The sequence below is a fragment of the Microcystis sp. LE19-84.1B genome (assembly GCF_027531875.1).
Lineage (GTDB): Bacteria > Cyanobacteriota > Cyanobacteriia > Cyanobacteriales > Microcystaceae > Microcystis > Microcystis panniformis.
This window is the reverse complement of sequence record NZ_JAPZSR010000058.1, coordinates 1-21,796: the sequence shown is the minus strand read 5'-3', so window position 1 is coordinate 21,796 and position 21,796 is coordinate 1. Positions and strand designations below refer to the sequence as shown.

The 21,796-nt window shown below is 43.3% G+C and carries 13 protein-coding genes and 4 pseudogenes; 11 read left to right on the top strand and 6 right to left on the bottom strand.

The window, feature by feature from the left end; genetic code table 11:
* A pseudogene (locus O9324_RS03265) lies at window positions 1–352 on the top strand (flagellar assembly protein H); the annotation flags it as partial.
* Window positions 353–500: 148 nt separating this feature from the next.
* Here O9324_RS03265 and O9324_RS03260 read toward each other — a convergent pair.
* The 3 genes from O9324_RS03260 to O9324_RS03250 form a co-directional block, all read right to left on the bottom strand.
* Window positions 501–3,380: a UPF0182 family protein gene (locus O9324_RS03260; RefSeq protein WP_288139461.1), complete on the bottom strand. Its 2,880-nt coding sequence runs from the start codon at window positions 3,378–3,380 to the stop codon at window positions 501–503.
* A 135-nt stretch (window positions 3,381–3,515) separates the two neighbouring features.
* Window positions 3,516–4,742 (bottom strand): glycoside hydrolase family 10-like protein, encoded by a 1,227-nt coding sequence (locus O9324_RS03255; protein ID WP_288139460.1) that lies wholly within the window; start codon window positions 4,740–4,742, stop codon window positions 3,516–3,518.
* A gap of 142 nt (window positions 4,743–4,884) precedes the next feature.
* Window positions 4,885–6,012: an ABC transporter permease gene (locus tag O9324_RS03250; RefSeq protein WP_287627911.1), complete on the bottom strand. Its 1,128-nt coding sequence runs from the start codon at window positions 6,010–6,012 to the stop codon at window positions 4,885–4,887.
* Between the two features lie 84 nt (window positions 6,013–6,096).
* Here O9324_RS03250 and O9324_RS03245 point away from each other — a divergent pair, with 84 nt between their 5' ends.
* Entirely contained in the window at window positions 6,097–7,032 is a 936-nt protein-coding gene (locus O9324_RS03245) for a 2OG-Fe(II) oxygenase (RefSeq protein WP_288139459.1), read from the top strand.
* Between the two features lie 66 nt (window positions 7,033–7,098).
* Here O9324_RS03245 and O9324_RS03240 read toward each other — a convergent pair whose 3' ends face one another.
* A complete protein-coding gene (locus O9324_RS03240) occupies window positions 7,099–9,297 on the bottom strand; it encodes a phosphoketolase family protein (protein ID WP_288139458.1) in 2,199 nt (732 codons plus the stop codon).
* A 130-nt stretch (window positions 9,298–9,427) separates the two neighbouring features.
* Here O9324_RS03240 and O9324_RS03235 point away from each other — a divergent pair, with 130 nt between their 5' ends.
* The 3 genes from O9324_RS03235 to O9324_RS03225 all read left to right on the top strand — a co-directional run bounded on the left by O9324_RS03235 (window position 9,428) and on the right by O9324_RS03225 (window position 13,284).
* On the top strand, window positions 9,428–10,927 hold the full coding sequence (locus O9324_RS03235; RefSeq protein ID WP_288139457.1) for an SLBB domain-containing protein: 1,500 nt from the start codon (window positions 9,428–9,430) through the stop codon (window positions 10,925–10,927).
* A 358-nt stretch (window positions 10,928–11,285) separates the two neighbouring features.
* Entirely contained in the window at window positions 11,286–12,245 is a 960-nt protein-coding gene (locus O9324_RS03230; RefSeq protein WP_288139456.1) for an aldo/keto reductase, read from the top strand.
* A 463-nt stretch (window positions 12,246–12,708) separates the two neighbouring features.
* The gene (locus tag O9324_RS03225; RefSeq protein WP_002767998.1) at window positions 12,709–13,284 is read left to right on the top strand and encodes an Alr1449 family protein; all 576 of its coding nucleotides are present in this window, start codon (window positions 12,709–12,711) and stop codon (window positions 13,282–13,284) included.
* Here O9324_RS03225 and O9324_RS03220 read toward each other — a convergent pair.
* The gene (locus O9324_RS03220; RefSeq protein ID WP_288139455.1) at window positions 13,267–14,910 is read right to left on the bottom strand and encodes a CocE/NonD family hydrolase; all 1,644 of its coding nucleotides are present in this window, start codon (window positions 14,908–14,910) and stop codon (window positions 13,267–13,269) included. The two genes, O9324_RS03225 and O9324_RS03220, sit on opposite strands and share 18 nt — an antisense overlap.
* A gap of 134 nt (window positions 14,911–15,044) precedes the next feature.
* On the opposite strand from O9324_RS03220, the gene O9324_RS03215 reads away from it, so the two are divergent.
* From O9324_RS03215 to O9324_RS03195, 6 genes and pseudogenes are all read left to right on the top strand, one after another.
* A complete protein-coding gene (locus O9324_RS03215) occupies window positions 15,045–16,739 on the top strand; it encodes an ABC-F family ATP-binding cassette domain-containing protein (RefSeq protein ID WP_288139454.1) in 1,695 nt (564 codons plus the stop codon).
* Window positions 16,740–16,788: 49 nt separating this feature from the next.
* Window positions 16,789–17,244 (top strand): peroxiredoxin, encoded by a 456-nt coding sequence (locus O9324_RS03210; RefSeq protein ID WP_288139453.1) that lies wholly within the window; start codon window positions 16,789–16,791, stop codon window positions 17,242–17,244.
* Between the two features lie 104 nt (window positions 17,245–17,348).
* Window positions 17,349–17,587 (top strand): annotated as a pseudogene (locus O9324_RS27125) (hypothetical protein); the annotation flags it as partial.
* 149 nt (window positions 17,588–17,736) lie between these two features.
* Window positions 17,737–19,080 carry a chloride channel protein gene (locus O9324_RS03205; protein ID WP_288139452.1) on the top strand — a complete coding sequence of 448 codons (1,344 nt, stop codon included), beginning with the start codon at window positions 17,737–17,739 and terminating at the stop codon, window positions 19,078–19,080.
* Between the two features lie 180 nt (window positions 19,081–19,260).
* Window positions 19,261–20,478: an ATP phosphoribosyltransferase regulatory subunit gene (locus O9324_RS03200; protein ID WP_002767989.1), complete on the top strand. Its 1,218-nt coding sequence runs from the start codon at window positions 19,261–19,263 to the stop codon at window positions 20,476–20,478.
* 274 nt (window positions 20,479–20,752) lie between these two features.
* A pseudogene (locus tag O9324_RS03195) lies at window positions 20,753–21,106 on the top strand (RpnC/YadD family protein); the annotation flags it as partial.
* A 148-nt stretch (window positions 21,107–21,254) separates the two neighbouring features.
* On the opposite strand, the pseudogene O9324_RS03190 reads toward O9324_RS03195, so the two are convergent.
* Window positions 21,255–21,761 (bottom strand): annotated as a pseudogene (locus O9324_RS03190) (hypothetical protein); the annotation flags it as partial.
* Window positions 21,762–21,796 lie beyond the last annotated feature (35 nt).

Sequence of the window (21,796 nt, the reverse complement as noted above, 5' to 3'; positions counted from 1 at the left end):
GCTTGAACAGGAGGATAGAGAGTTAATTATGAGATTATCACCTTTATACACTTCCCGTCTTCAGGAAGAACTGGATGCTGGCCGTCAACAGGGTCTTCAACAGGGTCTTCAACAGGGTCTTCAACAGGGTCTTCAACAGGGTCTTCAACAGGGTCTTCAACAGGGTCTTCAACAGGGTCTTCAACAGGGAGAACGTCTGGTGGTAGAAAATTTATTGAAAGCTCGTTTTGGCAGTTTAGACCCCGATTTGTCCGTAATCATCGAGCGCATTTTATTATTACCAGTGGAGGAGTTTACCCCTTTAATACTCAATTCATCTCGCACAGAATTAATTGCCCACTTTTCCAATTAAAAGAATAACTCAATCCTTTGATGATACTGGATTTGAAAATTGGCTGATTAACCAGAGCAGGCAATTTTCTGGGCAAATTCGGGGATATTGAGGATCGTTCTGGAACCAGCATCAGCTTTTTGCTAATTTGTGGGCAATTAGCGGCAATTTAACTCTGATGGCCTGAGAATAACTTTTCTAAAGCTTCCTTCAAGGTTGGTTCCATGACAATTTTATTTTGATAAGCAACTGTTACTCTAGCGATTGTTGGGACACTATTTTGGTCTGCCACTAGATACAAAGGTTCTACATAAAGCAGCGATTGTTCAATGGGAATAATTAATAGGTGTCCTTGCAAAACTTTAGAACCGTCCCGATTCCAAAGAGAAATCTGTTGAGAAATATCTGGATCTTGGTTAATTAAAGCCTCAATTTGATTCGGCCCGTACACTAACCTTTGTTTAGGAAATTGATAGAGCAATAACTTACCATACTCTCTATCGTCTGAACGCGCCGCTAACCAAGCGATTAAATTTTGCCGACTAGAGGGAGTATAGGGATGGAGGAGAATAAATTCTTCTTTGTCGGCATCGGGCAGTTTCATGATTAAATAATAGGGTGATACAGCCTGGGGTTCCGTGCCGTAAATTTCTAGGGGAATTTCCCATTGATCCTCCCGATTATAAAATACCTGTGGATCGGTCATGTGATAGGTTAATAATCTTTCTGCTTGGGTACTAAATAAATCTTCGGGATAACGGATATGACTGCGGAGAGTTTTCGGCATTTCCGCTAAAGATTTAAAGAGATGAGGAAAGATTTTATTCCACGTCTGAATAATTGGATCATTTTCATCGGCAACATAGAAATTCACTGTTCCATGATAGGCATCCACTACCACTTTCACCGAATTGCGAATATAGTTAAATTTATCCTTACCCGGGTCAGAATAGGGATAGCGATCGCTGATAGTATAAGCATCAATAATCCAATGTAATTTACTGCTACTATCGCCCACATCTGCCGCTACTAAATAGGGGTTGCGATCATAATTTAAAAAAGGTGCGATAGTTTGCACGCGATTTTGGACATCACGACGCATTAATAGGCGAGTTTCGGGAGTAAAATCTTGGCTAAATAACATTTGCCAATCCCGCAGATAAAGGGCAAATAGCCAACGTCTCCACCCCGTCCCCACTAGGATTCCTCCCTTACCATCGTAGGTATTATAGACATTTCCATCCCCGCTAGGAAAATCCAATTCTTCTACGGTGGTGGGAGTCATCACATAATTATTAGTTAATTCCCCATAGTAAATGCGGGGTTTACCAATGGGAATACTATAATCAATTAATTCGCTAGAGGTTTGTAGAGCCCCTTCGTCTTTATTTGTGCCGATATCTTTGACAAAATAGTAGGGTAAACCCCCGGCAGCCACTAAATTAACCGGGGAAAGAGTGAACCCATAACCGTGGGTATAAACGAGATGTTTATTCACCCAAGTGTTAGCAGAAGTGGGAACCGCACTATAATCTAATTCTCTAGCGGCAATAATTGTCTGTTGTTTTTCAGATATTTGACGTTCTTCGATTTTTTCAGGCAATCCTACTCGTACCCGATAGCGATCAATATCGGCATCGGGGAATTTATAATATAAGCGAATTTGCTGTAATTGTCGGTTAGTTTCTAGCAGTGGTTTGGTGTCCCAAAGACGAATATTATCGATAGTTAGATGGTTTCTCTCTAAAACTTCGGCATTTAATTCGGCCTGTGGATCGAAAACTTGGGCATCAATTCTATCTAAGGAAAAAGCCGCTCTTGTGGATTGAATACTTCTTTCGATATAGGGTCTTTCTCTCACTAATTCATTCGGTTGTACGACAGTTCTTTGTAATAGTCCACTGATAACTATGCCACTTATCCAAACAATTAAATAGAGAAATACAGGAACTAAGTAGGGGGAAAATACCAACTTTTTCTTAGTGTTTTTGTATAACTTGCGACGGTCTTTTTTACCAAATAATGCTTTTTCTCCTAACCATATAGAGGTTATTGCTGCAATAATTCCCAGAATAATTTCAATAAATTGACCAACATGAACATCGATATAACCCGCACCATAAACTACTCCTTCGGGAGAGTAAAGTAGCAGGTAACGCTGAATAATATGGTGTAATACTAGCAGCGCCATTAACCCACTCCACAGGGCGTATAAATGACGCAGTTGCGGACGGGAAAACCCCGGAAAGGTTCCCAGAGAAAGACTATCACCCGAAAAAAGATAGGTTAAACTAACAGCAAAAAGAGTATATATTCCCACACCACCGAGCCATAATTCTAGTAACTGCCACAGGGGTAATTGAAAGATGTAAAAACCTAAATCATTCCCGTATTGAGGATCGTTAATATTGAAAGGAACACCATAAAAATATTTTAAAAAGTTCGCCCACTGCCCAGCAATAATAAAAGATAGCATTATAGTAAATACTATAGATATTATTCGCAAAAAATACTCGGTTTTAATTAATAATCCCAAGACTAAAATAGCAATAATTACCCCTTGCCAAAGATTACTGGAAATATCGGTTAATACTTGCCTAATCCAAACTATTTCCAGAGGAGAACTTAGGGAAGAACTAAGATTAGGGAGATTAAAATCTGGTGTCCAGAGACTGAGGGCTAGTTTACTGTAATACAATAACATTGACCCAATCCAAGCTCCAATTCCCGTTGTGATAATCAAAAGACCGAGTAAATTAATACTAGGAGATTGAGGACTAAGAGGATAACTATCTTCTTTTGGTTTTTGCCAACGAAAACGCTGGGCTAAACGTAAATTAGTAAAAATAAAGAGTAGAGAAAGAATCGCACTTCCCCAACCTAATCCTAGTTGCCAAGACAATTGTTTCAGGAAAGTGTTTAAATAACCCATCTCGGTAAACCAGAGGCTATTGGCTACCACTAACACCCCTAACTGCCCGCTCACAAGGCAGCCAAGAAACAGTAAAATAGGTTTAGCGATCGAGCTTCGGTTATGTCTGATCAACATGGATAAAGTGATAAGGGAGAGTCTTTTTTCATTCTAGCGATTTTAGTTTCTCCCTGCTGCTTTTTCTTAATTTAAAGATAAACTTAAGAAACTATGGCTAGGTTAGGGCAATAATTTCGCTTAAAGTCAGCCATTTTAGCTAGGATTAGCAGACTGGAGTATTTCCCGAAAAATCCTGCGTCGATAGGAAGGGGATTCATTGCTGATATTCCATAAAGTTTCGTAGAAAAAGAAAGAAACGCCAAAATTTTCTTGTCTCGATTTTTCCACTTGTTGAGTAATATTAACCATCGGAATCGGACGACCTTTTAAACCAGATAAAATCCCAATAGCTACGGGGATAGATTGTCTAGCTTGCTGTAATTCTGGTTGGGATAATTCCCAGTCAAAGGCGTTCATATCAGTTCGATACACTTGCACTATTAATTCATCAATCAAGTTTTTTTCTTGCCATTTTTGCCAATCTAAAAGATAGGATTCTAGGGAGAAAGTGTAGGGATTAGGAGATAGGGAAATAATCGCTCTAGGTTGCTGCTTTTTAATCGTCTGGGCTAAACTATTCATATAGTCAGTAATTTTATCGGCCCGCCATTGAATCCATGCTTTATCTTGGTAATCTTGCGGTGGTAATTGTCCCGAATGTTCCCTTTGATAGAGTTTAATTGTAGTTTCATCATAGCCAAAATCGGCGGGATAACCAAAATGGTCATCAAACTGAATTCCTTCTATATCGTAGTTAGTAATAATCTCGCTGACTAAATCCGTAATAAAGTTTTGTACCTGCGGATGTAAGGGATTTAACCACACCCGTTGATGCACTTTTCCTTCCCACCAAATCACGCTTTTATCCTGTCTTTGGGTTAACCAATCGGGATGTCGTTTGGCTAATTCTGAATCCGCAGGAGCCATAAAACCAAATTCAAACCAAGGAATAATTCTTAATTTTTTCCGATGACCTTGGCTAATTATTTCCTTTAAAAAGTTGCGATTTTTTAAAGATTCATGGGGATCGATCGCTCGTCCTGTCACTTTTTCTGCTACCTTAGAAGGATAGAGTGTATAACCCCAATTCCAGACCGTGGGATAAATAGTATTAAAGTTTAAATCAGCCAACCTATCAAGGGCATCTTTTAGGGTTTGCGGTTTAAATAATACCTCACTATCGATATTAGTTAACCAAACTCCACGAATTTCGGGTTTTTCTTGGGGTTGATTGGTCGATTGTGCCGGATAATTAAAGGTTATCGTCATGATACAAGCAAAGATAATTAAAAATATTACCCAGCTTATTTTTCCGTATCTTTGACTATAAATCACCAAACTATCGGCGAAATTATTAAAACTTTTACTGATTTTATTCATAATGGGAAGTGGGGAGACTTTACAGTTATCAGTTCACTGATAACTGATAACTGATAACTGATAACTGATAACTGATAACTGATAACTGATAACTGATAACTGATAACTGATAACTGATAACTGATAACTGATAATAACTAAATTATCTCTCTAAATTGCGAGGATCTAGAGAATCGCGTAAACCATCACCGAGTAAATTAAAAGCTAAAACGGTGAGAATAATTAACAAAGCAGGTGGCCAAATTAACCAGGGTTGTAGAACAATAATTGAGGCATTGGTAGCCAAAGAAAGCATATTTCCCCAACTAGGATCCGGTTGTTGAATTCCCAAACCAATTAAACTTAAAACCGATTCGGCCACGATAAACCCCGGCACAGCTAACGTAGCAGAAATAATGATATAACTGGCAGTTTGGGGCAGCACATGACGCAGAATAATATAAAGAGGTTTTGCTCCCATAGCTTTAGCAGCCTGAATAAATTCCTGTTCTTTCAGGGATAAAACTTGACCGCGAATTACCCGCGCTAATCCCGACCAACTGATAAAAGAAGTAATCAGGACGATTAATAAAAAGCGCTGGGTGCTGGTTAATCCTGCGGGTAAAACGGCTGCCAGAGCCACGAGTAAATATATGCCGGGGATAGTCATTAAAACTTCCACAAAACGCATTAAAATCGCATCTAACCAACCACCAAAATAGCCAGAAACGCCACCAACAAATAAACCGATAGGGAAAGAAATTAAAATCCCGACCAAACCGATAAATAAACTAATTCTGCCCCCGAAAATCAAGCGACTAAAACTATCGCGTCCCGATTCGTCAGTTCCCAATATATTGATTCTACCATCGCCGATGACCCCGAACAGATGGCGATCAAAAGGGATACCGGGAAATAAAGTTACTTCCTGCCATTTTGGCGGTAAAGGTAGGCGAATTTGACCGAAATTATAGGTTTCACCCTTAACCAAGAGACGCAGCGGCAAGGGGTTGTTAAAATCTCTAATTAGCTTCCGCTCACCAGTTTCTATATTAATAGCACTTTGAGTGGTGGGATAGACGTGGGGGCCAATCCACTCACCCTTGTTACTTCCCGACTGCGAGCGCCAAAAGATTTGGGTGGGGGGGAGGAGAGACTGACCGGGTTGGGAGGAGTAGGGAGAGTAGGGAGCGACAAAATCCGCCGCCATTACGCTTAAATAGAAGATTAACAGTAAAACTGCTCCCCAACGGGCGAGAGGATTATCTTTGAGTTTGTGCCACCAGTCCATAGGCGATGAGGTCAATAGGAGAGTTAATCTTTATTTTGCTAGTTTGATTGCTACAATTCATCATACCAACAAAAAAGCTGTCTAATGTTTATCAATCCCCTTGTTTATGAGAAATCTTCTGTCTATCGTCAAGATTTTGAGACAGCGCAACCGTTTAAGCATTTGGTCATCGATAATTTTTTAGTTAGGGAGCAAGCGCAAATTTTGCTGGAAAATTTTCCCAGTTTTAATCCGCAAAAAGCCATTAGTGAGTTAGGAAAAGTTGGCGGGAAGGCAGTTAATGAGGATTTAATCGGTTTGGGGGGTGTTTATCAGCAGTTTGGCCGCTACATTCAAGCTCAAGAGTTTCTCGAGTTAATTTCCCAATTAACTGGTATCGATAATTTAATTCCAGACCCTAGTTTTTATGGGGGTGGAACCCACGAAAATTTACACGGTCAAGAATTAGACCCTCACATTGATTTTAACCTCGATGAGCGTCATTGGTATCATCGCCGCTTGAATTTATTAATCTATTTAAATCCCCAATGGCAAGCAGATTGGGGAGGGAATCTAGAGTTACATTCCAATCCCCGTCAACCAGAAGAAAATAGGATTAAATCTTTTGTCCCTATCTTTAATCGTTGTCTTATTTTTGAAACCAATGAACATTCATGGCATGGATTTTCTCAGATTAATTTACCAGAAAATCAACGGCATTTATCCCGGAAATCTCTTTCTATCTATCTCTATAGCAAAGAACGTCCTATCGAAGAATTATCCCCATCTCATACAACTTTTTACATCCCGCGCCCGCTGCCAGAAAATATTCAACCCCATCAAGTTTTAAGCTCGGAAGATTACCAACAAATTAAAATTTTACTAAAAAGACGAGATGATTTAATTCGTTTTTATCAAGATAGAGAACTAAAAGAATCTCAGGATTTAGTTAGTTTAAAATCCCATATTAAACGCTATCTATCCCTCCAATATCCTCACCTATGGAAAATTATTAAAAGTTTACCCCGTTGGCAAAAGTGACCTGAAAAAAATCCCTACTTTCCAATCAAAGAGAGTAGGGAATAATCAAAAAAACTAACTGGGAACTTAACCTAATAACTGAGTAGCACGCGCAGTTAAAGCATTGGCAGTTAAGCCATTATAGGCCATAATTTCCCCAGCACTAGCGGTGGTTTCTCCCCGTTTCCAAGCAAAGACATCCCGACGCGCATTACTGCGTAACATAATCGGTTCTAACATGGCGCTTGTACCACCGGTTACTCCGATTAAAGCATCACCGGCAAAGAGACTGTCAAAACCAGCATCATCGAGGAAATTATTATCAGCTTGCGAGCTAGTTTCACTCATCACATCGCTAGGACGATAGAGACGACGAGGATTAATTACCGAGACGATTTTTACACCGATTCCTGCTGCTTCTAACTGTTGTGCCGACTCAAAGACGGGTAATAAAGTCATATCACCAATAACGGCAAAAACTACTTTTTTACTGCCTTCCGATTCCTGAAGAATTACGCCGCCTTTTTCCAAAGCTTGACGGGTTTGCTCAAAGGTAGTTCGCACTGGTAAAGGCGATTTACTAGCGGTGATTGTAATGCCTTTATTGCTAGTTCCTAACGCCCATCCATAACAGACTTGAATACTGTTAGCATCGCAGGGAAAGAGTGGGAAAATATTACCATTTCGCATCATAGCGGCGAAATAATTTTCAATCTCTGGGCGTTGGTGTGTCCAACCATTACGCCCTTGCTCCAAGGCTCCGGCGGTGAATAAAGTAATAGTAGAAGGGGTGGGACGACGTAACTCGGCCATCGCTTGGGTTACAGTCTGCCAAATCGGTAAACCATTGATAGCAAAAGACTCGTAGGAACACCATAAAGTTCGCGCTCCCAAGAGAGATAAACCGACGGCTAATCCGGCACAGGCATCCTCGCTTAAAGGTTCATAAACTTGACCGTTAGGACCCTGGAAATAGGTATCATCGCTGGTGGGGTGAATAATCTTTAAACCGACGTTAATATTATTAATTCCCGAAGCGGCATTACCATCAGCATTAGTGACAACAAAATTGGGGTCAGCTTTACCCACAGCTACCACTAATTCCCCCATAGCAGTGGTGGCCACTTTTTTATCGCCACCCACAGTATATTCGGTCATCGGTAAGGCTCCTAAATCCGGCAGCGGGAATACTTTTTCCGTTACCACTGTTTCCGCTGCTGGACCCCCTCCAGAGCGCTGGAAATTAGTACGAACAATTGCCCAAGCTTCAGGGGGTAAAGCGCGTTCTTGTAAGGCAGCAACGATATAATCTTTTTCTAAAGAATCTCCTGGATAAAGATTATGGGAAGCCGCTCCCCGTTTGTGAACTCCCGCCCCTTTCAGTTGTTTAATAATGATAACGGTTAGTTTACCACCTAGTGCTAATTGGGCGGCTTTATCCGTGGCCATTAACACCGCTTTCATGAACTCCAGACGCTGGTTAAAAGAGAATTTGGTGCTATCTACATATTCCCCATTTTGATTAGCATCATCGAAGTCTTTAGCATTAATGAGAATCACTTCCTCGAAACCATTACCGCGCCAATAGGCTTCCATTTCGGCGTTAGTTTTCAGGGACACCATGCTATGGTGTTCTTGGGAATAGCCATTCCAAACTAAAATCGGCAGAAAATTGGTAATTTCGGGATAAGCAGTGTGAAAATGACCAAAACTACTCATAATGTAGGGTTCTCCTAAACCACCATCCCCGATAGTGACAGGGAAAAGGGTATTAGGGTGTAATTTGGCCGCCGCCATGGCGAAATGTTGTCCTTGGCCCAAAGGACCAGCCGGCCCGAGCAGTCCGGGGATTTGTCCGGAAAGATGTCCTAAAAGTCCGTGTTTTTCCCGAAAACGTTCTCCCAATTGGCTGACGTTGCTGATGCCCATGGCTTCCAGAGAGCGATCGAGAAAGACGTTACTATAAAAACCGGGGGCATGATGGCCCACTTCGGTGAAAATATTTTTCTGGCCTAACATCATCAAAGAGGCAATCACGTCGGCAGCGCTGGCAAAACCGCCGGGGTGTCCCGATTCTTTGGTAGCGGTGATTTGTAGGGTGAGGTAACGCAAAGCATCGGCGGCTAGGAGAGTTTGATAGATAGCATTTGGGTCATTAGCGGCAATAATAGCGGTTTTTCCCTCAGCGATAGCGGCTTTTCCTGCATATTTATCAAATTCGGGTAAGGAAGCCCCAAAATATTTTATCCCTTGACAAAAATCGGGAATTGTGCTAGTAGCTGTCATAAAATTAATATACCCCTTTACATACAGGCAATCATTAAAACTATCTTACAGTTAGCGGTAACTCTCGATAGATGCGATATTACAGGGGGTTTCCATCGGCGATCGACTATTTGTGCTACACTGATCGCCAATGTTAACGATAAAATTAATCCTATTGATCATGTTAAATAGCAGCCAATTACAGCATTTAATCAGCAAATCACTGCGTTATCTATTAATTATCGGCACTATTGCCCCTCTAACTTCCTTAGAAGCTCGCCCAGTCCAAGCTACTCCTCCTAGTAGTGCTGCACCCCCTAAAGAAGCGATTGCCCCTATCCCCGCAGAAAGCAAAGAGTACACCCTAGGAGAAGGGGATAAAGTGCGCGTCACCGTTTACCAAGTCGCGGATTTAAGCGGCGATTTCCTTGTTTTAGCCGATGGAACCCTAACTTTACCTCTAATTGGTAGCGTCAAAGTGGAAGGAATGACCGTCACCGAAGCCGGCCAAACCCTCGCCAAACGTTACACCACCTATCTCAAACGTCCCGTGGTTACTGTTAGCGTTCTCACCCCCCGGCCTTTGCAAATCGCCATCGCGGGGGAAGTCAATCGTCCGGGTACTTATACAATTAACCCCGAACAAAGCCAAAAAACGCCCCTATTGACCGAAATAATCCAGAAAGCGGGGGGAGTAACCACCGTGGCCGATATTGGTCAAGTTCAAATTCGACGCAACATCAAGGGACAAGAACAGCTAATTCAAGCCAATCTCTGGCAATTAATCCAAAAAGGCGATACAACCCAAGATATTAGCCTTAGAGATGGTGATAGCATCGTTATTCCCACTAAAACGACCCTTAGCGTCGGGGAAGTCAATCAATTAGCCGATGCCAATTTTGGACTAGATAGCGATCGAGAAATTAATGTTACTGTGGTGGGAGAAGTTTATCGTCCGGGGTCCCATCGTATTGTCCCCACTGCCAACAATAACAATAACAATAATAATGACCAAGAGCGCGGCGGCACCAGGAAACCGGCCCGACTAACCCAAGCTATCCAACAAGCGGGAGGCATCAAACCTCTTGCCGATATCCGACAGGTGCAAGTGCTGCGTTATACTCGTGACGGTTCCCAGCAGAAAATCCCCGTAGATCTGTGGAGTTTGCTCGAAAAAGGTGATATAACCGGCGATATCTTTCTTCAAGAAGGAGATACGGTGATTATCCCCACCGCTACCGAAATCTCGGCCAAGGAATCGGAAACCCTAGCATCGGCTAGTTTTGCCCCTAAAACCATTAACGTGAAAGTGGTCGGGGAGGTGAAAAAACCAGGGATAATTGAAGTCCCTCCTAATACCCCTCTCAATCAGGCAATTTTAACCGCAGGAGACTTTGATAAGCGTCGGGCCAATCAGTCCACAGTGGAATTAATTCGTCTCAATCCTAACGGAACCGTCACCAAAACCTCAATTAATATCGATTTTTCCCAGGGTATCAACGAGAAAACTAACCCGATTCTCCGCAATAATGATGTGGTTGTGGTTCATCGTAGCAATCTGGCCTCTGCTACCGACACCCTCGGCACGGTTTTAAGTCCCTTTACTGGTCTGACAGGCCTCTTCAACGGATTTTTAAATCTTTTCCGTTAAAAAAGTTCACTTTAACCCGATGTCATTAGCTAAGTAATCGAGCTAATAATAGATATAGAAACGGCGAAAAGTCGTGAGCGGTCACGGCTTTTCTGCTCAATAGACTCAGGAAAGAAAACTATGATTTTTCTCCTTACTCTAGCCCTAATCTCCCTGTCGATTAGCTATAATGTTCACGGCGAAATAATTAGCCTCAGTACCTGCTTATTGGGTCTTTTTTGTGGCTTATTAAGTTTGTTCTTTACACCCCTACTGGTAAAAGTTTTTATCCTTGTCACCTTAGTCTTCTTTAGCTGAGATTTTCAGCCCTAAACTCGACTAAAACCCTAAGCATACTTAACCCATCAAAAAAACTGTTATGCAAAAACGCTATCTCGGTCAGACTAATATAGAAATTACTCCCCTTCTCGTGGGTACTTGGCAAGCAGGAAAAAAGATGTGGGCAGGTATTGAAGATGAGGAAAGTATTAGGGCTATTCGTGCCGCTTTTGAGGCAGGAATTACCACTGTAGATACAGCCGAAATCTACGGGGAAGGTCACTCAGAATTGATTGTCGCTCAAGCTTTAGCCGATGTGCGAGAACAGGTAATTTATGCCACCAAAGTCTTTGCTAATCACCTTAAATATGAGCAAGTTATCGCAGCTTGCGATCGCTCTTTAAAAAACCTCCAAACTGATTATATCGATCTTTACCAAATTCATTGGCCCAGTGGCTCATGGAACACGGAAATAGTGCCTATTTCTGAAACTATGGCCGCTCTTAATTATCTGAAAGCCCAGGGAAAAATTTGCGCTATAGGGGTTTCCAATTTCTCCCGCTCTCAACTGGAAGAAGCCAGTCAATACGGCAGAATTGAGAGTATTCAACCTCCCTATTCTCTGTTTTGGCGCTCGGTAGAAAAGGAAATTATGCCCTATTGTCTAGAGAATAATATTTCCATTCTGGCATATTCTCCCCTTGCCCAAGGTTTATTAACAGGAAAATTTAGAAACGGTTATCAGTTGGCAGCGGAGGATCATAGAATTAAAAATAAACTCTTTCATGGCGAAAACTTTCAGAGGGTACAAGCAGCTTTAACTCAATTAGAACCGATTGCTGAACGCTATAATTGTTCCCTAGCTCAATTATCTCTTGCTTGGTTAATTAAGCAACCTCAAACTAATGCAATTGCTGGGGTAAGAAATGCCGCTCAAGCAGTTAATAACGCCCAAGCAATGACAATTAATTTAACCCCAGAAGACCTAAAATTAATTGATAATATCGGTAAACAGGTAACTGATTTCTTGGATGATAATCCTGTGCTGTGGGATTTCTAAAAATTATGCAGCAGTTATCCTAAGGGTGAAGATAGAAGTTTTGGTGGGTGCATCTCAACATTTGCAGAAATACCGACAATCAGCAATTATCAGTGACTCTTAAATTGGTACAAAAATATGAACAATCGCGTCTAAGCATCCCACCGAAAAACTAATGCGCTCCGGGGTTTGGGGGGTTCTACCCCCCAAAAGCTTGGATTGAGTGATAAAATCGGAAGTAACGCCCAATTTTAAAAGAGAGTTTCCCTTTAAAAATCCCAACTTAGTAGATTTACGAAAGTGAGATTCAGTTCCTGTTCTTTGATTATAACTGGCTACTTAGTTGATGATAGGTGGTGCGTTAGTAACGCATCCTACGTTTTACTTAGTAGATTTACAAAAGTGAGATGCACCCTATTTAATTCTCAGGAAAAAGCCTGTATAATGATAGCTATAGTCCGATTCTTACCGCAGGATTATCCCTATGGCTAAATCGAAAAAACACAATCTGCAATGGATTAAAGAAACCCTCGACTTAAATCCAGATCATAACTGGAAATCTAGTCCGGGTAACAGTATTTTTGTAGCTGGTCGCGGTGCAGTGCGCTTTGAAGTTCCTCAAGATTGGCATTTTGAACCCGATGATAATTCCTTTCGTTTTTTGGATAGAAAACCCCCCGATGATGATTGTCGTTTAGAGGTTTCCTATAATTTACTTCCCCCCGGAGATTGGAAAGAATTGCCCCTGAAAGGAATGGTCAAAAAATTAGCTCGTGAAGATAGCCGCAATCCTCACGAAATTGGCGAAGTTATCCAAGAAAAACGCCAAACTGCGCGCATTGTTTGGGTGCAAATTCAATTCATCGACCCCCAAGAAAATCGACCAGCTTATTCGCGCATTGCCGTGGGTATTGGTTCTGGAGTTCAATGTTTAATTACTATGGATTATTGGGTCGATGATGCTCCCAAATTCACCCCCGTCTGGGATACGGTTATCTCCTCCCTGGTGTTAGGTTTATACATTCGTGATCCCCGCAGCGGTTTAGCTTTCCCCGACTAAAGGTAATAGCAATTTTGCAGGAAAATTTCCTTGACAAAAAACCTTAATTGTGATAGTAGAAAAATCGATCGCCCGACTTGCGTGGGGATGGCTGCCAGTCCCCGCGTTGACGGGATGTGCGGGAAAGCAAGAGGCACTGAGACTCAAACGCAAGCTATAACCTTGAGGAATAGTGATAAAAGTGGCTTGCATGGAAATATTTAGGGGTGATTCGGGATTATTTACCCGTTTATAACCCTGAGTGATATTAAAAACTCGACCATCGGGGGTAACTTGAGAAACCACCGCGCAGATATCGAAACTAACCGCGTCTGCTTGACAATAACAATCCAGACGGGGACTACCCAAAATCGTTAAATCCTTCTCTAGGGGGGGAGAAGTGTAGGTAATCACATCACTGCGACAGTCTAGCATGGTGCGGTCGAATATTCCCCCCGGTAGGGCGCTATGACCTCCTAAAGATGGAACCGGTCGCCAAGGATCGTGAACGATGGTATCCTCGATCGCAGGTTCTAACAAAATCGCGCTTAATTTCCCCTCATCCTCGCGCAGATTGGCTAAACCCTGACTAGCAAGATAATAAATTTGCTGATTTTCTCTAGGAAACTTTTCCAGATATTGCCACTGATTAGACCCCATTTGAAATAGATACATAGGAGGATTTTTTAATAACTCCGTTTCCTGACCTTTTAAGAAATAATCAAACCATTGCAGCTGCATTTTATCCACGGGACTAATTGCCTGTTGACCATAGTCTATCTCTCCTACTTTTCTCCCCCAGGGTAGATGAGTCCAAGCACCAATAATTAGCTGTTGGGGATAGATAGAACGCGCTTGCATTTCTTGGTATAAACTCAAAGTTCCCCGGAGATGAGGATCGAACCAACCTCCGATATGTAACATCGGTAAATCGATATTTTTTAAAAGGTGTTGCGGTGATAAATTTTGCCAGTAGTCATCGGGAAGATAACGAGTAATCCACTCGTGATAAAAAGAATCGGCGGCTAAATCTTGCAGAATTTGGGGAGAGGCAGCAATAGGATCAAAAAGGGGTAAATTTCGGGAAGCTACCCAGAGTTTTTGATAGGCAGTTTCATCCCCTTTTAATCTAGCTGTTTCCGCCGCTAATTGTATTGCCCAAGCGAGATTATATTGTAAATTAAATGCTTCATTTTCATAGCCCCAATCTCGATATAAATCGTGAGCGATCATCCCTGGGCAAATAGTTTTTAAAGCACCGTGACCATTAGCAGCCGCGTATAATTGGGTCATTCCCTGATAGGAAAAACCATACATTCCCACCACACCAGTATTATTAGGAATAGTTAAAACCCATTCAATAGTTTCTAATCCGTCGCTAATTTCATGGGCAAATAAATTAAAATTTCCCGTCGAGTTTCCCCGTCCCTGGACATCCTGAATTACTACAATATAACCCTGACGTGCATACCAGCTAGGATGGGCATAAACCACCGTAGAAGCGATTGCTTTTCCGTAGGGTTGTCGCATTAGTAAAATGGGAAAAGATTCCCTACTATCGGGACGATAAATATCGGCAGCTAAACTAATTCCATCTTTGGTGATCAAACTAGCTGTTTCTTTTTTTATGGGGTGGGGATTAAACATTATTATCTCTTTCAGATCAAAAATACTGTCAGGTGGCTCAATCGAGAAAACTTGACAGGGACCAGTAAAGCTTAACTAAATGTTACAATAAAGGCGGACTGTCTCAACTGCCTAGGACTGGAGAAAAATCAGCGATGCTACGACTAGAGAGAATTAGTAAGATTTACCCGACGGGAGAAGTGTTAAAAGATGTCACTTGGGAAGTAAAAACTGGCGATCGCATCGGATTGGTGGGAGTCAATGGGGCCGGAAAATCCACCCAACTGAAGATTATTATGGGGGAAGTGGAACCCACCGCCGGGGAGATCATCCGTCCTACCAGTCTCCATATCGGCTATCTTACCCAAGAATTTGAAGTGGATCCTCGTCGGACGGTACGCGAGGAATTTTGGACGGTGTTTCAAGAAGCGAATCAAGTCCACCATCAACTAATAGAAATTCCCCAGCGCATGGAAAAAGCTGATCCCGAAGAATTAGATCGCTTAATTCATCAATTGGATCGCCTACAAAGACAATTTGAAGCGTTAGATGGTTACGGATTAGAAGCGCGCATCGAGAAAATTTTACCAGAAATGGGCTTTACTATTGATGACGGCGATCGCTTGGTAAGTTCCTTTAGTGGTGGTTGGCAAATGCGGATGAGTTTAGGTAAAATTCTCCTGCAAACTCCCGATATTTTACTCCTCGATGAACCGACTAACCATTTAGACTTAGAAACCATTGAATGGTTAGAAAAATTCCTCAAGGATTTAACTACTCCCATGGTCATAGTTTCCCACGACCGGGAATTTCTCGATCGTCTCTGTACCAAAATTGTCGAAACTGAAAGGGGAGTTTCTACCACTTATTTAGGTAATTATTCTGCCTACCTACAGCAAAAATACGAACAACAATCTGCTCGGTTAAGTGCCTACGAACGTCAGCAAAAAGAACTAGAAAAACAGCAAGCTTTCGTGGATCGGTTCCGGGCCAGTGCCACCCGCAGTACCCAAGCAAAAAGCCGGGAAAAACAATTAGAAAAGGTAGAAAAAATTGAAGCACCAATTGCCGATGTGCGTACCTTAAAATTCCAGTTTCCGCCAGCAGTGCGTAGTGGTCGGGAAGTGGTAACTATTAAAAATATTGTTCACATTTACGATGATAAAATTCTCTTTTTGGGAGCAAATCTGGAAATAGAAAGGGGCGATCGAGTGGCGTTTTTAGGACCAAATGGTGCAGGAAAATCCACGCTTTTACGTTTAATTGTTGGGTTAGAACCCCCCACAGAAGGCTCGATCGAAATCGGTAAACATAACGTTATTCCTAGTTATTTTGAGCAGAACCAAGCGGAAGCTTTAGACCTAACTAAAACTGTTTTAAATACCATTCATGATGAAGTTCCCGATTGGAAAGATGTGGAAGTTCGCAGTCTTTTAGGGCGATTTTTATTCAGTGGGGAAACGGTATTAAAAAAAGTAGAATCTTTGAGTGGTGGCGAAAAAGCGCGTCTTGCTTTAGCCAAAATGTTACTTGCTCCCGCTAACTTATTAATTCTCGATGAACCCACTAATCACCTCGATATTCCCGCCAAGGAAATGTTAGAATCGGCTTTAAAAGTTTATGAAGGCACGGTTTTAATTGTTTCCCATGATCGTTATTTTATCTCCCAGGTAGCTAACAAAATTGTCGAGATTCGGGAGGGCGAATTAATTGCCTACGCAGGAGATTATCACTATTATCTAGAAAAACTAGACGAAGAAAAACAAAAAGCCGAACAAAAACGCATTGAAGCAGAAAAAGCGGCCAAAGCTGCTGCTAAACGGGCTAAACAAAAGACCAAAAAAGGTTAGAATATAAAGCATCACCCTATCCACGATTATCCATTCATTAATTAATCTTATGGCAGCTATAAAAGTAGGCGATCGAGTTCCCAATTTTTCTCTCCCTTCCCAAACAGGGGCAACGGTTAATGTCAGCGATTTAATCGGTAAAAAATCCCTGGTAATTTATTTCTATCCCAAAGATGACACTCCGGGTTGTACCGCAGAATCCTGCGCTTTCCGCGATAGTTACGAAGTGTTTACCGATGCGGGTGCGGAAGTTATTGGTATTAGTGCCGATAGTCCTCAATCTCATCAACAATTTGCCCAAAAATATAGTCTTCCCTTCACCCTTTTAAGTGATAGCGATAACCGAGTGCGGAAATTATTCGGTGTTCCCTCTACTTTGTTCGTCCTCCCCGGACGAGTTACCTATATCATTGATAAAGAGGGAATCGTCAGACATATTTTTGATTCTATGTTAGATTTTAAAGCTCACGTTACCGAATCTTTGAACACGATTAAATCTTTTTAGGTTGATGATTATGCAAGAAATTAAGACACCTATCCCATAATGAGGCTGGTTCTGACTTAAAAATAACCTTAATGGTGTGTTAATTTTGGCTAACACACCCTCAGTCTGCTTTAGTTATTGGCAAAAATGACGGCTGGAAACAGAAGGCTAACATAGGCAAAGCTAACAGCCAAAAGTTTGTTGCTATTCCTTATAACCGTCTAATTGAAATGTTAACTTATACTAAATCCGTTGAGTAGTGGTTTCAAGTTACAACATCCTAAGAAAAGCATTCCCAAATCCGTTCAGCTATGGGATAGAGAGGTGCGTAGTTCAGCCAAGGAGAATTAATCTCTCGAAGTAAAAGTGAAGGGAATTTCTGAAATCGAATTCAGTCTGTTTATAATTGACTATACTTTTACTAACTATATAGTAAAGACTTTCAGGGTGTTTTGCTTGACGACTCCAATGGACTTGCTATAGGAACGATAAAAGTTTACCTTTCTTGGTGCGATGCTAAATAACAAACTACAACTTCTGTTAACTAGGGTAGGCAGCTGGGCCGTTGCTGGACTGCTCGGCGGTTTGATCGGCTCTCTGGCCGCAGTACTACTGACTGAGGCAATTAAGCAAACCCTGAGCATTGCCTCTGGACTGGATAGTGTCTGGCGACTGCTGCTGCCTCTGGTGGGCGTTACCTTAGCAGTGCTAGTCCTGTTTGGACTGGGTAGGGGGCAACCCGTGCAGACCTTAGCTCCCCGGGAGGCCACTGCCTCTGGCCGCTGGGGTTCTCTCATGGACTGGTACTCCTTCCCCCATGACATTGCTCGCGCCGATCTGACCGGTGACGTGATCAACGCATCTGGCGCGGAAGAGCGCTTCCCCTGGAATCTGGCACCGTTGCGCGCCCTGGCCATCCTCTCCACCGTTGGACTGGGTGCGCCCATGGGAACAGAATCACCGGCGGCTCATATTGGCGTGGCGACGGGAACTTGGTTAGGTAGCATAAATCCAGCCCTGCGTCAACTGGTGCGGCCGCTGGCAATCGGCGGCGGTGCGGCCAGTGTTTCCGCCCTGATGGGAATCCCGCTGGTGGGCAGCTTCTTTATGTTTGAGTTGAGTCAGCGACGCCAGGTTCCGCTCACCCCGGAGCGAGTGGCGGCGATGTTAGCCGGGGGACTGGTGGGATGGAGAGTCAACGTTGCCTTTAAGCTGCAACTGATCCGGCTAGTCGTGCCGCAGGTTGCCCCGACTGACTTCTGGGATGCGGTGGGTGCCACTTTGTTGATCGGAGCGATCGCTGGCATGATTACAGCCCTCACCGGTGAGGCGATCTACTGGGCCAGAGGCTTGCGGGACAGGCCCGGCACTCGTCTCCTGATCGGTGGCCTGGTGATGCTATTCTTGGCGATCGTGATCGGACAGGTGGCGACCCCTGCAGCGGCTTTTGGACCGGGGGGGGCCGCTATCCTCTGGGCCGAAAACACTGAAACAACTCCTTACCATCTGTTAGCGGTAGCTCTGCTCCGGGCTGCCGCCACCACCGCTGCCGTTTTAGCCGGGGGCTGTGGTGGCGTGTTTGTCCCTTTTCTGGCGATCGGCGACCTCAGTGGCCGGGTGTTCGCCACCACCTTTGAGATTTCGGGGGATCTGGCGGGTGCGGCGGGGGCAGCGGCTGGCATTGCTGGCGGCTATCGCCTACCCCTGACCGCCATGGCCATGGTGCTGGGGGTGGGTGGACCGGGGGCAGCCCAGCTAACCTGCCTTGCCACAGTGGTGGTCGCCGCCCTTTCGGGATTGGTGGCCGCACGGGCAGCCAATCAACTCTCCAGTTCCCTGCGCGCAATGTTCCGCTAGAAGCCACCGTCAGGGGATTGAAATCAAATTTGCAATCCCATTGAATTTGACCCCGTATTATGGGAACTAACCCCCACAAGCCTTGCTACAGGGCAAATTTAGAATTGCTGCTTTAAACCCAACTTGTCGTAAAGTGAAATAGGACTGACCAGTGCCACCGATTTTGATTAGCAAACTCCCATGATTCATCAACCCCCGGCGGGGACAAGGGATTTATTACCCCTAGAAGTTACCCAAAAAGGCTGGATTAACGATCGCCTTCAGTCTGTCTTTCAGCGTTGGGGCTATCAAAGGATTGTCACCTCCACCATTGAATGGCTCGATACCCTCACCGCAGGCGGTGCGATCGATCCCAGCACCGTGATCCAACTCCACGGGGATAGTCAAGGACTATCGGGATTACGCCCGGAATTAACCGCTTCCATTGCCCGTAGTGCCGTCTCCCGCATGAGTGGGGAGTCCTATCCCCAACGTCTCTGTTATCGGGCCAACGTTTTTCGTCGCCCTAGCGCCGGTTATCACGGTCGTCAAGTGGAATTCTATCAAGCGGGGGTAGAACTGCTCTTTTCCGGCGGTTTACTAGCTGATGCCGAGATTTTACTGCTCTTGGCTGACTGTTTCGATGGTTTGGCCGTCCCTAACTGGCAGATTATTCTAGGAGAAGCGGGTTTGACTCGTTCCCTACTTTCCCCTTTTCCCGGTCCTTTGCGGGAACAGGTGAAACGCTGTTTAGCCCTCCTTGACTACGTTAGCCTCGAAAATCTTCCCTATCCCAACGAAACCCTCCGGCAGCAAGCCCGACAATTATTTCACCTGCGCGGTAATCCTCACGATGTCCTCGCACAAGTGGCAGTATTGGCCCAGGAAGAATCGGCCCAAAAAGCCGTTAATAACCTTAAATCCCTAGTGGAGCTGCTTAATGCTGATCGCTCTGGGCCTTTCCCCCTAATTCTCGATTTAAGTCTCATTCAAACCTTTGATTACTACACCGGCATCGTTTTTAAAGCGGTTAGTGATCACCAGCAAAATCTCAGTATTTTAGGCCAGGGCGGACGCTATGATCAATTATTGGGCGTTTTTCATCCCCAGGGTCAATCGGCTCCAGGTATCGGTTTTTCCCTGAATATCGAAGAACTGCACGAAAGTTTATTATCAGGGCAGACTTTACCCACCCAGGCTCCTCCCCTCGACTGGTTGCTTATACCTTTGGGTAATAACGCCCAGATAGCGACTTTTAGTAAAGCTCGTTCCCTTCGCACCAGTGATCCGAATCTGAGGGTGGCGATCGATTTAGGTGGTCGCAGCGAGGCAGAAATTCGCACCTATGCCCGCGATCGAATGATTAAAAATCTCGCCTGGGTGCAGGAAGATGGTTCCGTGAGCGAAGAATCTCTCTAAAAGGGGTCAAAAGCGGCGAAAATACTGCCTTCTGCCCGCTGCTATAGGACTCTATCTAGGGGTTTGCGGCAAAAAGTACGGGCGAAGCATTCGAGCAATAACCTATCGGTGAAACCGTAGATTTTTTATCCGAATGCTTCGCCCCTACAGGACAAAGATGTAGATGTAGGTTGCTCTAATGGGAAGTTTTGTGACGACAAGTGGCATTGATGATATTTATGGGGAATAATAGATTTAGATGAGTGCCTAACTTTCCAATTGGTAGCGACTTGCCATGAAACAACCAACCGCCAATTATGATGAACCCTGGAAAGAAGCATTAACCGAGTATTTTGAAGCGTTTTTATGCTTCTTTTTTCCCGAAGTTCACCAACTAATTGATTGGACAAAAATTCCCGAATCTCTGGAAAAAGAACTGAAACGGATTACCGCTTCAGCAAAGACAAAAAAACGTTTCGCTGACAAACTCTATAAAGTCTGGTTACTCAGGGGTGAAGAAATCTGGATTTTAATTCATATTGAAATTCAAAGCCAGTACGAAGAAAATTTCCCCCAGAGGATGTATATTTATAACTATCGGGCCTTTGATTTGTATCAGAAACCAGTTATCAGTCTCGCTATCTTAGGGATTCGGGAATTTTTGTCCAATCGATTAATTGGTGAACTTCGGGGAAAAAGAAGTATAAAAACGACTCAAAATACTCGGTTAATGCTTCTTTCCAGGGTTCATCATAATTAGCGGTTGTTGGATTCATTGGAGAAGAAAATTCCTGAGACTATTGTTCTAAAAGTTGATGCAACTCATCAAAAGAATTAACGGTTAATGCCGATTTCAGTAACTCATCTAAAATCGATAATACAGCAATTTTATCCACAGCTTGCTCAATGTCTATTGGAATGTCACCCAATCGCATTTTCAGCACCGTTTTAACATAGTTACGAGCCTTTTCTAACGCTCCAATTTCCTTGCCAATTTCCTTGCCAATTTCCTTACCGCGTTCGATTCCTCGTAACTCCATATTACTCATTAAAGGCATGGTTCTTTCCTCCTCAAATTGTTTGATTTTACTCTCTAAACTTGACTGTAATTCGGGGAACAAAGTCATCATATTGTCGATGATTTCAAACAGTTTAATTATCTGTTCCCTCTCGAACCCCCTGTCATACAATCCCCTGATTAACCTCCACTTCCACTGTTCCCGTTCTGGCAGCTTCCCGGTAGTCGCTTTTGTTTTCAGGTGTGCCATGACTATTATAGCAAAGGGATTGCTACTTGCTTCCAATTAGTCACTGATAACTGATAACTGATAACTGATAA

What these genes read in the sequence shown, in the direction of transcription:
- O9324_RS03245 (WP_288139459.1), top strand. Translation starts at nt 6,097, where the DNA reads ATGTTTATCAATCCCCTTGTTTATGAGAAATCTTCTGTCTATCGTCAA.
- O9324_RS03260 (WP_288139461.1), bottom strand. Translation starts at nt 3,380, where the DNA reads ATGTTGATCAGACATAACCGAAGCTCGATCGCTAAACCTATTTTACTG.
- O9324_RS03235 (WP_288139457.1), top strand. Translation starts at nt 9,428, where the DNA reads ATGTTAACGATAAAATTAATCCTATTGATCATGTTAAATAGCAGCCAA.
- O9324_RS03230 (WP_288139456.1), top strand. Translation starts at nt 11,286, where the DNA reads ATGCAAAAACGCTATCTCGGTCAGACTAATATAGAAATTACTCCCCTT.
- O9324_RS03255 (WP_288139460.1), bottom strand. Translation starts at nt 4,742, where the DNA reads ATGAATAAAATCAGTAAAAGTTTTAATAATTTCGCCGATAGTTTGGTG.
- O9324_RS03240 (WP_288139458.1), bottom strand. Translation starts at nt 9,297, where the DNA reads ATGACAGCTACTAGCACAATTCCCGATTTTTGTCAAGGGATAAAATAT.
- O9324_RS03215 (WP_288139454.1), top strand. Translation starts at nt 15,045, where the DNA reads ATGCTACGACTAGAGAGAATTAGTAAGATTTACCCGACGGGAGAAGTG.
- O9324_RS03210 (WP_288139453.1), top strand. Translation starts at nt 16,789, where the DNA reads ATGGCAGCTATAAAAGTAGGCGATCGAGTTCCCAATTTTTCTCTCCCT.
- O9324_RS03250 (WP_287627911.1), bottom strand. Translation starts at nt 6,012, where the DNA reads ATGGACTGGTGGCACAAACTCAAAGATAATCCTCTCGCCCGTTGGGGA.
- O9324_RS03225 (WP_002767998.1), top strand. Translation starts at nt 12,709, where the DNA reads ATGGCTAAATCGAAAAAACACAATCTGCAATGGATTAAAGAAACCCTC.
- O9324_RS03220 (WP_288139455.1), bottom strand. Translation starts at nt 14,910, where the DNA reads ATGTTTAATCCCCACCCCATAAAAAAAGAAACAGCTAGTTTGATCACC.
- O9324_RS03205 (WP_288139452.1), top strand. Translation starts at nt 17,737, where the DNA reads ATGCTAAATAACAAACTACAACTTCTGTTAACTAGGGTAGGCAGCTGG.
- O9324_RS03200 (WP_002767989.1), top strand. Translation starts at nt 19,261, where the DNA reads ATGATTCATCAACCCCCGGCGGGGACAAGGGATTTATTACCCCTAGAA.